11 protein-coding genes, 2 pseudogenes and 1 riboswitch are annotated in these 11,954 nt (G+C 40.5%); of the genes and pseudogenes, 5 read left to right on the forward strand and 8 right to left on the reverse strand.

The features are described 5' to 3' along the window. The first annotated feature begins 230 nt into the window (after nucleotides 1–230). Nucleotides 231–443: a high light inducible protein gene (locus V7L29_RS02470; RefSeq protein WP_334691352.1), complete on the forward strand. Its 213-nt coding sequence runs from the start codon at nucleotides 231–233 to the stop codon at nucleotides 441–443. Nucleotides 444–488: 45 nt separating this feature from the next. Then, on the forward strand, nucleotides 489–701 hold the full coding sequence (locus V7L29_RS02475) for a high light inducible protein (RefSeq protein ID WP_334734417.1): 213 nt from the start codon (nucleotides 489–491) through the stop codon (nucleotides 699–701). 105 nt (nucleotides 702–806) lie between these two features. On the opposite strand, the gene V7L29_RS02480 is transcribed toward V7L29_RS02475, so the two are convergent. The 3 genes and pseudogenes from V7L29_RS02480 to V7L29_RS02490 all read right to left on the reverse strand — a co-directional run. Continuing rightward, the gene (locus V7L29_RS02480) at nucleotides 807–1,427 is read right to left on the reverse strand and encodes a universal stress protein (protein WP_334734484.1); all 621 of its coding nucleotides are present in this window, start codon (nucleotides 1,425–1,427) and stop codon (nucleotides 807–809) included. Nucleotides 1,428–1,626: 199 nt separating this feature from the next. Continuing rightward, nucleotides 1,627–1,762, reverse strand: a riboswitch (cyclic di-AMP (ydaO/yuaA leader). A 17-nt stretch (nucleotides 1,763–1,779) separates the two neighbouring features. Next, nucleotides 1,780–2,542, reverse strand: a pseudogene (locus V7L29_RS02485) (ATP-binding cassette domain-containing protein). Nucleotides 2,543–2,577: 35 nt separating this feature from the next. Beyond that, a pseudogene (locus tag V7L29_RS02490) lies at nucleotides 2,578–2,667 on the reverse strand (nitrate ABC transporter permease); the annotation flags it as partial. 467 nt (nucleotides 2,668–3,134) lie between these two features. Between V7L29_RS02490 and V7L29_RS02495 the strand changes: the two are divergent. Next, on the forward strand, nucleotides 3,135–4,325 hold the full coding sequence (locus tag V7L29_RS02495) for a sensor histidine kinase (protein ID WP_334734418.1): 1,191 nt from the start codon (nucleotides 3,135–3,137) through the stop codon (nucleotides 4,323–4,325). A gap of 58 nt (nucleotides 4,326–4,383) precedes the next feature. Here the strand turns inward: V7L29_RS02495 and rnc are convergent, their stop codons facing one another. From rnc to V7L29_RS02515, 4 genes are all read right to left on the reverse strand, one after another. Next, nucleotides 4,384–5,070 (reverse strand): ribonuclease III, encoded by a 687-nt coding sequence (gene rnc, locus V7L29_RS02500; RefSeq protein ID WP_334691350.1) that lies wholly within the window; start codon nucleotides 5,068–5,070, stop codon nucleotides 4,384–4,386. 136 nt (nucleotides 5,071–5,206) lie between these two features. Further along, on the reverse strand, nucleotides 5,207–5,995 hold the full coding sequence (locus V7L29_RS02505; protein WP_334734419.1) for an NYN domain-containing protein: 789 nt from the start codon (nucleotides 5,993–5,995) through the stop codon (nucleotides 5,207–5,209). A gap of 561 nt (nucleotides 5,996–6,556) precedes the next feature. Further along, complete coding sequence (locus V7L29_RS02510) at nucleotides 6,557–7,165, reverse strand: hypothetical protein (RefSeq protein ID WP_334734420.1); 609 nt, start codon at nucleotides 7,163–7,165, stop codon at nucleotides 6,557–6,559. A gap of 54 nt (nucleotides 7,166–7,219) precedes the next feature. Further along, complete coding sequence (locus V7L29_RS02515) at nucleotides 7,220–7,807, reverse strand: Uma2 family endonuclease (protein WP_334734421.1); 588 nt, start codon at nucleotides 7,805–7,807, stop codon at nucleotides 7,220–7,222. A gap of 107 nt (nucleotides 7,808–7,914) precedes the next feature. Between V7L29_RS02515 and bchD the strand changes: the two genes are divergently transcribed. Then, the gene (gene bchD, locus V7L29_RS02520) at nucleotides 7,915–9,939 is read left to right on the forward strand and encodes a magnesium chelatase ATPase subunit D (RefSeq protein WP_334734422.1); all 2,025 of its coding nucleotides are present in this window, start codon (nucleotides 7,915–7,917) and stop codon (nucleotides 9,937–9,939) included. Nucleotides 9,940–9,996: 57 nt separating this feature from the next. On the opposite strand, the gene V7L29_RS02525 is transcribed toward bchD, so the two are convergent. After that, nucleotides 9,997–10,782, reverse strand: coding sequence for an RNA polymerase sigma factor SigF (locus V7L29_RS02525; protein WP_334691345.1), 786 nt, complete (start codon nucleotides 10,780–10,782; stop codon nucleotides 9,997–9,999). A gap of 335 nt (nucleotides 10,783–11,117) precedes the next feature. On the opposite strand from V7L29_RS02525, the gene V7L29_RS02530 reads away from it, so the two are divergent. Continuing rightward, nucleotides 11,118–11,846 carry a Bax inhibitor-1/YccA family protein gene (locus tag V7L29_RS02530; protein ID WP_334734423.1) on the forward strand — a complete coding sequence of 243 codons (729 nt, stop codon included), beginning with the start codon at nucleotides 11,118–11,120 and terminating at the stop codon, nucleotides 11,844–11,846. Nucleotides 11,847–11,954: the final 108 nt, after the last annotated feature.

Raw genomic sequence — 11,954 nt, forward strand, 5'->3', positions numbered from 1 at the left:
ACAGAGATTTGTCAATAATTGCAGCAGAAGGTAATGGTTGCGATCGCAATGATTTTCTGTTTGGCTAGACAAATCAAGCCGAAATCTGAAACTGTCGTTTAGCAATCATTGGCTTTCTTGCCTATTTGCTTTGAGATTTAGCCGCTTATAGCGTCCTACGCGACGTTTTATATCTGATTGGCTACTAGATAAGTAAACACCTGAAAAGCTACTAAATTTTGGAGAAAAAAATGGCAACTAAAGAAACTCGTCCTTCTACTGATTTACCACCTGTTGCAACAGAATACAACGGCATAGATCGCAATGCTTTTCTTTTTGGCTTTACTCCTCAAGCTGAAATCTGGAATGGTCGCTTGGCAGCTATTGGCTTTGTTGCCTATTTACTTTGGGATTTAGCTGGTTATAGCGTTCTGCGTGACGTTTTACATTTGATTGGCTACTAGATAGCAATTAAACACCTGAAAAGCTACTAAATTTTGGAGAAAAAAATGGCAACTCAAGAAACTCGGTCTTCTACTGATTTACCACCTGTTGCAACAGAATACAACGGTGTAGATCGCAATGCTTTTCTGTTTGGCTTGACTCCTCAAGCTGAAATTTGGAATGGTCGCTTGGCAGCTATTGGCTTTCTTGCCTATTTACTTTGGGATTTAGCAGGTTATAGCGTCCTGCGCGACGTTTTACATTTGATTGGCTACTAGAAATTAAACACCTAAAAAGCTACTAGATTTTGGAAAAGTCACCTAAAATTAGGTGACTTATTTTGATTAGATTTTGATAAAAATTACTAAAATTCTGAACAGCAATTATTCATCAATACAACTAGGAATGCCCAAAACAGCACAGGGGAAATTAGAACCTAGTGCCTCAATCATCGGATGATTGACACAGTTGCAACCTACAAACAGAATATCAGCAGCTTCTGATTTAACAACTTTGTTAAGTTCTGTGGAAATGCAGCCAAACCGCAAATGAGATTTGAAGGAACCCTGCCATTCTTCAGCCAGACTTCGGGCTTGCCAGAGAATTATATCTGCTTGTTGCAGGGGAGTTACCACTGTCTGCAATTTGGGTTGAGTTAATACCTGTGTGACAGACTTTGATACTTCACTGACTTGACATTCCAATGGAGGCTGTTGTATTGGAAGGCTCAAGATGTTTGAATGCTGGCTGCTTTGATTGTGTTCTACCACATAAACGGCTTGAACTGTGACTTGTACATTAGTGGCTAAACGCGTTTGATGGGCAATCCAAAAGGCAATGTCTAGTGCCGTATGACTATTAGGAGATGCGTCATAGGCAACAATTAAGTTAACTGCTTTTTCTATTTGAGGTTTTTTAGAAAAAGGTTTTTTTGGTTCTGGCAACAGTACCATTTGTTCAATTAAGTCATTTCGACCTGTGGCACTTTGCAGACGTGCTAACATTGGCTTGATTTGCACAGCTTTACTTCTCCCAATGAAATGAATTAACAATGAGAAGCAGGGCGACAAATTTTGGATTTTGGACTTCGGCTACGCTCAGTCGAACGATTTTGGATTTTAGATTGAGTGAACACAACCAAAATTTAAAATCTGAAATCAGTCAAGGAAACCCCAATAATAACTGTATTACAGCCAAAGTCTTGGGGGTTCCTTCCATTGCCTACGGAGTTAGCTGACGGGCTAAGACTGGAAGGTGTCTCTCGTAAGATTAGCCCCAAACATTGGTTCCTCCGTTCCAAATCCAGCTTTCATGAATTTGAATTAGGCTACCCACTAAAAAAAATGATAATCTAATTTACTCGTCTTGGGCAAAATATCGATCAAGGAAATTTAGGGCGTGGTTGCGGAGTTCAAAATATTCTTTTGAGTTTCGCATGGCGGCGCGAGCCTCTTTCAGAGGAGCTTCTCCTGACCAAGACGCTTTGCGTAGCTTGCTTCCCCGTAGGAGTACGCTAAAGCATGGAGCCTCAAAAGGAACTTCCAATATCTCCCCGATACTAGTAGCCTGACCATTGGTCATCAAGACGATGCGATCAGACATATGAAATTGCTTCATCTACATCGTGGGTAATCATCATCACTGCTTGCCGATGATTTTCCCAAATATCCAATACTTGCTGCTCCAATTTGCGACGAGTTAGTGCATATTGTGCCCCAAAAGGTTCATCCATCAGCAACATTTTGGGATAAATTGCTAAAGCTCTGGCAATACCTACTCGTTGTTTCATACCTCCAGAAATTTTATCAGGATATTTGTCAGCCGCCGCCGTCAAGTTTACCATTGCCAAGTGCTGATTTACAATGCTAATTTTTTCAGATCTCTTAGCATTTTTTAACACTTCATCCACGGCTAAACGGATATTTTCTCGCACTGTTAACCCTCGCACTGTTAATCAAGGTAACAGTGAATAGTTCTGAAATACCATCATCCGTTTGGCTCCTGACTGACGAATTTCTTGTCCATCTAGCCGGACTGAGCCGGAAGTGGCTTTTTCTAAACCAGCTACTATCTTTAGTAGAGTTGATTTCCCACAACCTGAGTGACCAATTACAGAAATAGGCTTCTTTGGTAAAAGGGATTTAAGATAAAGAAGACATTTCTAAGGATGACAGGTTTTGCCTTTTTCCAAGTGGCTTGTCCTGCGATCGCAGTGATCGCAGCCAAATTTAGTTGAAATATCATTTACGACCTCAACAGATTTAAGTACAAGTACAAAAAGTCCGAGCAGTACCAGCCTTGGACACCGATAAGATCGGAACATTGAATAATGTCGTCTCTTCAGTCTCCTGCATCAACTATGCCAAACTCTTATTGTTACGTTGAATGAAGATATCTAGTCAACCTTTAAAACCCTTGTACAGACTGAGTTATAAATTTATGGACAAGTCTATTGCACAGATAGCTAAACAACAATACTCGAGTCAAGCATCAAGTTTGTTACCTACTTGATTAACATTTGTTAATAAACATGAGATTATTCTTTACAAATTTGACATACGCATAGTTGATCAAGTAAATCAAAGAACAGATAAAATCTATTTCTTTTGGTAGGTGAACTATATTGCTAAATGTGGTAAATGCTGATTGCACTCGCTAAACTAATTGGATATGGAAGTTTATTCATCTATCTCCTAGCTGAATTTAAGAAAATGGATTTTAGTCAAGTACTGGCTGAAAAAACGGACACTATCATAGATAAATGGATTGCAGCAGTTCGTGAAGATAGACGGATTGAAAGTGCTGCTGACTTATCTTACACAGCGGTAAAGGATCACATCCCCGATGTTTTAAAAGCAATGGTAACGGTGCTTTCAAAATCTCAGGATAATGATATTCAGTCAATAGTTACTGCCAGTTTTCAGCATGGAACTATTCGAGCCGAACAAGGCTTTGATCCAGCAGAAATTGCTAGAGAATATCATCTGCTGCGAACAGTAATATTTGATGCTCTACAAGCAGATTTATTGAATGGAATACCTGTAGAGATAGTTCGTTCTATGCGTTTGATTGATGCTATCATAGATGAAGCGATCGCTCGGTGTTTCAAGAGTTATGTTGAGGAGCGGTTGCGAGAATTACAGCAGTTGCAGTCATCATTAACACTCCATAATCAGGAACTCACACGTTTAATTAGCGCTAATCAAGAATATCTTTCCCAACTAGCCCATGAACTGAAACATCCTCTAACTTCTATTATTGGTTATTCAGATTTGTTTTTACGCCAACAACGACGAAAGACTCGGCTAAAAGACACTTCTGTCAACTTAGAACATATTGAGCGCGTCCTACGCAATGGTAGACAATTACTCCACCTGATTAATGATGTATTAGAACTTTCGCGGTATGAAGCAGGGCAGATAAAACTCCAACTAGCACCCACCAATGTGCGTGAATTAATTAATAATGTGTATGAAATGTTGGAACCTTTAGCTACTGGAAAAAATTTAAAAATTGTAGTAGATTGCGATCGCGCTCCCAAAGAATTAGTCACAGATTGTTTTCAATTCCAACAGATTGTCACAAATCTTATTAGTAATGCGATTCGCTATACAGAGTCGGGGACTATTATTATAATGTGTCAGGTGTTGGAGAACCAGGGATGGGCGATCACAGTTTCTGACACAGGAATTGGTATTGCACCCGAAAACCAAGCCCAGATATTTGAACCCTACTTTCGCGTCAGTGCTAGCGATCGTCCCTATCTTCCTGATAGTACTGGATTGGGGTTAGCGATCGTCTCTCGCTTGGTGAAATTACTACAAGGTACAATTAACTTAGTATCCGAAGTGGGAGTTGGTTCTACTTTCACTGTAATTTTGCCCTTGCAAATAGAGAGTTGATTTCGCGCCAAGACGTAAAATTCTTCTCTACGCCTCTGCGTGAAATCAAAAAACATTTTTACAACAAATCTTTTCTTTTCAAATCAGCTAACGCATCTTCAGCAGCAGCTTTCTCAGCATCCTTTTTATTGCGTCCCTTACCTTCGCCGTAAATTTTTCCATCTACCAATACTTTTGCAATGAATTCTGGCGCGTGAGAAGGGCCACCTATTTGTTCTGTGAAATATTTGGGGGGAGTTGAAGTAACGTTGCGTTGCACCCATTCTTGAAAGCGATTTTTTGAGTCTACATTAGAACGAGACACAATTATATGCTTAGGATCTACAGAATCAAATAGCGGTTCTATAATTGCGCGAACTGCTTCAATATTAGAATCATTATCCAAATAGTAAGCACCAAGGACTGCTTCAAAAGTGCTACTGAGCAGATTAGGATTTTGGTAGCCTCCATCTCGAATTGCGCCTTTTCCTAACCGCATTCTAAAGTCTAAACCTACCTCCTCAGCGAACTTTGCCAATTGCTTCTCATCTACCAGCGCCGAACGCCGCCGTGTTAATTCATCTTCTCCCATTTCTCGATGACAACTATATAGATACTCGCCACTTAAGAAGTTCAGCAAAGCATCACCGAGAAACTCTAGGCGTTCATTATGTTCGCCTTCTCCTGGGTTTTCATTGACATAAGAACGGTGAGTAAGCGCTTGTCGGAGAAGTTTTTCATCATGGAATATTAGAACTTTGTGCATTTTATCTTGTGTATTATTGTGGAAATTGACTGCTGGGAAACTTTACAAGTGCTATTGTCTTTAAACATGAAAAAACCGCAAATAGCGGTTTTTATAAAACCTAGTTTAGTAGAAAACTGGGTTTTTAAAAGTTATTTTATGCAGCTAGTTTGTCTAACTCAATTAAAAACAATTCCTGACCTTGCCTTTGGACTTTAGCATCCCTGACAGCAGCATCAACAAACTGACCAAAGCTTTTAAACTTCTTGCCATCAGGTGTATGTATTGAGGAAAACCCTTGATAATTAACACAATGCTGACGCATCAATTTGTCAATGTAGCAAAATTCTGTACGTTTGCCTTGACTTAAAGTAGTTGTGATAGCTTTAGTCAAACATTCTATAGCCTCATTGTAATTAATTTTTGCATCCAGTGAAGTGGTTTTAAACTGAGTATTATTTTCAACTAACTCAGATAACTTGTCTATAAAGTAAAATTTATCGGCAAGTTCTTTAAGCTTCTGTTTTACATTACCGACTTGAGCAAAGATGATGACCTGTTTACCCAATTTTTGCAAATTATGAACCAATTTTACAAAGTCTCCATCTCCTGATATAAGGATTACTATATCTGGAGATATATTACTGTGAATATCTTCTAGGCAGTCAGCTATCAATTGATTGTCTGCACTATTCTTGAGAGGGCAAGGAACATCAAAGCAGGTATAACCAACACTATCTAGATTATTCTTTCCAGCAGCTTGGTTTTTGCACTGTGAATTGTAATAGATGTTTTTGCCAATTAAACGTCCTTTGGATTTGGCAAAGACCAGTAATAGTTTGGCTTGTTCCAGGTTTAACTTAGCATTCTGATAATCGCAATAGATGAAAACCTTGAGCTGCTTCTGACTGGTTTGTTTATTTGAAGCTATACAAATGTCTGTCATTTTAGTTCGTCCAGATTGTATCTTTATTTACTGGACAGCTTCAACAAATCACACATCTAGCAATAGTAAGGCTTTATACGAAGAATTTGTACTCAAAAAGTACTTCCTGCAATAAAGCTATCTACCGTCGCTTTTGTTTGGTTCAAGTCTCAGCCGTAGAATTCCTGGCTTCCTACCAAGTTTCGCGTCATCCTTTCCCCTGAAAATCCACCCAAACATCTTATCTTCCCGTTGAAAGTCTAGTCAATCAGTTGACTAGACATTGGGCTGAATACTCAGTCGAAGGGATGACACGAAGCTCGGCAGGAAACTAGGAATTCTGCTGCTGAGACAACACCAAAAATCTGCGCTTTAGAGGGCGGTTATTTTGCTGTCTTGGATACAACCTTAGTATAAATAATGCTGGATTGTCAATATAGTTATTTATGAAGATTCGTCAAAGCCTAGATGCGTAGCGGCTTGTCGTCAGACATCGCCTGACATCTATCAAGTTTAAGAATCATCTGTGATATTCTCTCAAAACCAGCATTTATTTAAAAAATCTTCTAGATCATAAATAATTTACGGTTTACTTTGCGCGATCGCACTATATAAAATACCTAAAATTTTCTTAATATCCTTAATATAATATTCACTCAAATCAATCGAAACTACATTGCCTTCAAGCTTGAGAAATTGCCATATAGTACCGATAGTAACAGCACCATATATAGCTTTAATTTGATTTCCATCTCTCTCGTTAAATAACTGGGCAGCTACCATTTCGGCAATACATTGTGCTAAACCAGACCTTAAATTCTCATTTTTACTTTCTACTAGGACAATCACCGGACTACGTACAAGCAGCTGCTCCGAAGAAAGACTCAAAATAAAATCACAAAAGCCATTTAGTCCTCGTTGGCTATCAACAGTAAAATCAACTCCAGAAAAAAAGCTTATTTCATAATTGAATTTACGTCTTATTTCTAATAAAATTGGACTTATTATCATTTCACTCCGAGCTTTTTCTGAACTTATCGCTACTGCCAAATCAACATTTTCTCTAAGAATAGTAGATAATAAATCACTACATTCTTGCTCCTGTACATTTGCAAATAGTCCTGATGACTCGTAGATAACTAACCCAAAAGAATCAAGAACTTCAATAAGTTTAAAATCACTATAAGCCATAAAACTTACTCCTCAGTCTTATGACTGAATCCTATCTCATTACTATAGCAAAGTTTAAAAATTCAGCTTGGGCGGAAACACCCTAACTAAATCAAGAGATAAATCAGAGAAGCAAGGAAATATTATTACATGATTTGATAAGACAATTCGCTTATTTAAATAGCCATATTTACCTTGATTGTCTTGATATGGTTCACTATAAACTTCCAAATAATTATCGAATAAATTGAATATCCAATAATCAGTAATACCTGCTTTAGCATAGAGAGGTATTTTTACATCTTGGTCATAAACCAATGAAGAATCTGAAACCTCCATCACCAATAACACATCAGCAGATTGAGGATGACCAGAAAGATAATTATCATCTCGGTTTTGAAGAATAGCAAAATCTGGTTCAGGTTCGCTATTAGGTGGCAAAGCAATCGGAGCTTGAGATTGCAAAGTTGCTCGCTCACCTACAAGTTTTGGAAGTTCCCGCAACAAATTTCGCAAACAAGTTTCATGGGCTGTACCTTTGGATGCCATTTCAATAATTTCCCCGTTGATTAATTCAATGTGGTCATCTTCATGAAAAAAGCCCAATTCTCCAAGCCTGTGGTATTCAGCTAGTGTGAAGCGTTTAGCCTGAGCAATACTCATAAATTCTCCTCTCAAAGGAAATGCGATCGCTTACGCCATCGCCTTTATATTCTAAATGTGTCAGAAATTGGTATGCTAAAGGCCGAGACTCGCTATGAAAGCCAACCATGCCTGCGACCCCTATCAACTCTACTATCACTGCCTTTCCTTTAACAGCCGTAGTCGGTCAAGAAGCCATTAAATTAGCTTTGCTGTTAGCCGCAGTTGATCCTAGTTTGGGGGGAGTAGCGATCGCAGGTCGTCGCGGTACGGCAAAATCTGTGATGGCTCGTGCTATCCACGCTCTACTACCGCCCATTGAAGTTGTCAAAGGCTCAATCAGTAATTGTGACCCCAACCACCCAGAAGAATGGGATGATCAACTTTTGGCGGAGTACGCAGACAAAGACATTCAAGATGTTCCTGTCGAAATTATTCCCGCGCCTTTTTTGCAAATTCCTCTGGGTATCACCGAAGACCGACTTCTCGGTTCAGTGGATGTGGAAAAGTCGGTAAAACAAGGTGATACTATTTTTCAGCCTGGGTTACTCGCTACAGCAAACCGAGGCGTACTGTACGTAGATGAAATTAATTTATTAGATGACCAAATATCAAATCAGCTTCTAACAGTATTATCTGAGGGACGCAACCAAATTGAACGGGAAGGGATAAGTTTTCAGCATCCGTGTAAATCTTTATTTATTGCCACCTATAACCCAGAAGAAGGCGGATTACGGGAGCATTTGCTAGATAGAATTGCGATCGCACTCTCTGCTGACGGTGTACTCGGCTTAGATCAAAGAGTAGCAGCAGTTGAGATTGCGATCGCCTATTCTAAATCTCCCCAAGACTTTCTTCAGCAGTACAACGAAGACTTAGACGCCCTGAAAACCCAAATCATCTTGGCACGGGAATGGTTAAAAGAAGTAACCATCACCCATGAACAAATTGCCTACTTAGTAGATGAGGCGATTCGCGGCAAAGTTCAGGGACATCGCGCCGAGTTATTTGCTGTGCGGGTTGCTAAGGCGGCGGCGGCTTTGGAAGGACGAACAACAGTCAATGCCGAAGATTTGCGCCGTGCTGTAGAACTGGTGATTGTACCACGAGCCACAATCGTGCAGACACCGCCACCTGAACAACCACCGCCACCCCCTCCACCCCCACCACAGAATCAAGAAGAACCCCCAGACGAGTCAGAAGAGGAAGAACAAGAAGAACAGGAAGAAAATCAGGAGCAAGAACCCCCCAGCATCCCGGAAGAATTCATTTTTGATCCGGAAGGGGTAATTCTTGATGACAGCGTGCTGTATTTTACTCAAATGGCGAAGCGGCAAGGTAAATCTGGTAGTCGCAGTGTCATCTTTTCCGATGACAGAGGACGCTACATTAAGCCCATGTTACCCAAGGGGAAAGCGCGACGCATTGCAGTAGATGCTACCCTGAGAGCTGCGGCTCCTTATCAAAAAGCCCGAAGAGAAAGACACCCAGATAGAAAAGTTATTGTTGAACAGGCTGATATTCGCTCGAAACGCCTGGTACGTAAAGCGGGGGCGTTGGTAGTATTTGTGGTAGATGCTTCTGGCTCAATGGCCCTGAATCGAATGCAATCGGCTAAAGGTGCGGTGATGCAACTGTTGACAGAAGCTTATCAAAACCGCGACCAAATAGCATTGATTCCCTTCCGAGGAGAACAGGCAGAGGTATTATTGCCTCCAACACGTTCTATTGCTTTGGCGCGTAACCGTTTGGAAAGGTTGCCCTGTGGTGGGGGTTCGCCCTTAGCGCATGGTTTAACCCAAGCTGTGCGTGTCGGCTTAAATGCCCAGATGAGCGGAGATATTGGGCAAGTTGTGCTTGTAGCAATCACCGATGGACGCGGTAATATTCCCTTAGCGCGTTCTTTAGGTGAACAGCTAGAACCAGGAGAAAAGCCAGATATCAAAGGAGAATTATTAGAAATTGCTGCGAGAATCCGGGCTTTGGGGATGCAACTATTAGTAATTGATACGGAAAGTAAATTTGTGTCCACGGGCTTTGCCAAAGAATTATCGCAAACAGCAGGCGGTAAATATTATCATTTGCCGAAAGCGACAGATCAAGCTATTGCTGCTATGACCAAAGGTGTGATCGCTGATTTAAAATCTCGATAATTAGTCATTAGTCATTAGTTATTGGTCATTGGTCATTGGATTTTTGACTCAGCACGACTAAGACCCTGTTGGCATTACCTGCGGTTGCAAATAGCAAATCAAATCTTGAATTCCCTTTTGCAGATACCGCGTTACCGTCATTGGACTAGTGCCAATATTTTTAGCAGCATCTTTGCGAGAAAGTTCCTTCAAAAATACCATTTCAACTGCCATGCGGGGCTTTTCTTCCAACATATTTATTGCGCCTTGGAGTTGTTGCCGTTCTTCTTCTTGTTGCAGAAGAACATGAGAACGAGGACAAGGAAGTGCTTCACCCAAGGTTATTTGACAATCAACATAGTTAACTGCGGTTGCATCTAAACTCAAAGGCATACGGTTTTGAGCAGCTAACTTGGTTTCTTGCCATTCTTGCACAGATACCCGAAGTTGTTTAGCAATTTCAGCATCCTTGGGCTGGCGACCTAAAGACATTGCTAAGTCCTTGCGAATCTTTTGTCCTTCATTGTACAGTTCTTGCCAACGACGAGGAATTTTTAATAGAGTACTGCGATCGCGTAAAAAGTGCAGCATCTCACCTCGAATATATGGCACAGCAAAGGAACTAAAAGCATATCCTTGGCTAGGGTCGAACCGCTCAATTGCCCTAATTAAACCAAAATAACCGATTTGTTCTAAATCTTCATAAGGTTCATTACATTGATGGCTGAACTTATGAGCCATCTTCCGCACTAAGCCAGTATGTAACTGTACAAGTTTATTACGAAGTTTAATAGAAGGATTCTGGTGGTACAAGTGTAATAATTCTATACCATCAGTTCGTAAAGAGGACTCACTTGTTGCCATATACATTCCTTTGTTGTAACTCCTATTCCTGAGAAAATGGAGCTGCGTATATTTTCTTCTAAGCTGTCATTATTTTCCTTAGTCAATGCTGAATAAGCCATCGTCGTTTCACTGAACTTATCAGGGGTCACACTCCACAATTCAGTATTTGTACGCATGATTTTCCTTACCTCTCTGTTGCAGGTTATTTTGTTTTTCAGATAAAAATTTCAACTTTACATAATCTTTTTTGTTTAGTTGTCTCCTCCTTGCGTAACTCTTTCCTGGTTTATCGCCCTAAATCTTGGTAAGAATAGAAATAAGCAGAACGTTTTCCTAAAAAACAGTTTTTCAATATGAGCAATACCAGTAATTTTCGTGAAGCTATCCGTGAGGCTAAATCTCACGCCCTGGTTGGCCCAAACGTGATTGCCAACGCCCTCCCCTACGTCGGTGGTGGATTGGTGCTAACGGCATTAGGAACCTACGGCGGTTTGGGAGTAATCCGTACTAACCCCGGAATATTCTTTCCCACCTTCATTGGTGCAGTGATTCTGGAGTTAATTTTGTTCTTTGTTGCCCAAAATGTTGCCCAAAAAGGTAACAAGGGACTTGCACTACCTCTGTTGGCAACCTACAGCCTCTTGTCTGGATATACTCTCAGTGGTTTGGTATTTGTTGCTTTGAGATCCCAAGGTGTTGGCATTCAAGGCATTGGGTTAGCTGCCCTTGGTTGTGGTGTCACCTTTATTGCTGCCCGTCAAATAGGTTCAAATCTCTCTGAACAAGACGGCATGGCTTTGACGAAAACCATCAATCTCGGCGTTATTGCTTTGGTGGTTGTGTGTCTGGCCCAATTCGGGTTTGCCATGTTTGGTGTTTACGCGCCAAATTGGTTAGAAATCGCCATCTCCGGTTTGGGAGTGTTTCTGTTTGTTGGCGTTTCTGTCGTCGATTTTTACATCTTGCCCCGCACTTACAGCGATGACCAGTATCTGCCTGCTGCTTTGTCGATGTACCTTACCTACATCAACTTGTTCGTCTTTATCTTGCGGTTGCTAATTGCCATCAATGGTCGTGATTAATTACCTGTAGGCACTAACAAAAGTAAAGTTTTATAAAGCAAAAACCGTGGTTAAGTTTTTAGCAACCACGGTTTTTTATCGTTTTAATAGTAGAATATATAGATAATT

This window comes from Nostoc sp., from assembly GCF_036916575.1.
In the GTDB taxonomy this organism is placed as follows: domain Bacteria; phylum Cyanobacteriota; class Cyanobacteriia; order Cyanobacteriales; family Nostocaceae; genus Nostoc.

Bases quoted from the DNA above. Each gene is read 5' to 3' on its own strand.
- V7L29_RS02530 (WP_334734423.1), top strand. From the start codon at position 11,118: ATGAGCAATACCAGTAATTTTCGTGAAGCTATCCGTGAGGCTAAATCT.
- V7L29_RS02480 (WP_334734484.1), bottom strand. From the start codon at position 1,427: ATGTTAGCACGTCTGCAAAGTGCCACAGGTCGAAATGACTTAATTGAA.
- V7L29_RS02515 (WP_334734421.1), bottom strand. From the start codon at position 7,807: ATGAGTATTGCTCAGGCTAAACGCTTCACACTAGCTGAATACCACAGG.
- V7L29_RS02510 (WP_334734420.1), bottom strand. From the start codon at position 7,165: ATGGCTTATAGTGATTTTAAACTTATTGAAGTTCTTGATTCTTTTGGG.
- V7L29_RS02495 (WP_334734418.1), top strand. From the start codon at position 3,135: ATGGATTTTAGTCAAGTACTGGCTGAAAAAACGGACACTATCATAGAT.
- V7L29_RS02470 (WP_334691352.1), top strand. From the start codon at position 231: ATGGCAACTAAAGAAACTCGTCCTTCTACTGATTTACCACCTGTTGCA.
- bchD (WP_334734422.1), top strand. From the start codon at position 7,915: ATGCCTGCGACCCCTATCAACTCTACTATCACTGCCTTTCCTTTAACA.
- rnc (WP_334691350.1), bottom strand. From the start codon at position 5,070: ATGCACAAAGTTCTAATATTCCATGATGAAAAACTTCTCCGACAAGCG.
- V7L29_RS02525 (WP_334691345.1), bottom strand. From the start codon at position 10,782: ATGGCAACAAGTGAGTCCTCTTTACGAACTGATGGTATAGAATTATTA.
- V7L29_RS02505 (WP_334734419.1), bottom strand. From the start codon at position 5,995: ATGACAGACATTTGTATAGCTTCAAATAAACAAACCAGTCAGAAGCAG.
- V7L29_RS02475 (WP_334734417.1), top strand. From the start codon at position 489: ATGGCAACTCAAGAAACTCGGTCTTCTACTGATTTACCACCTGTTGCA.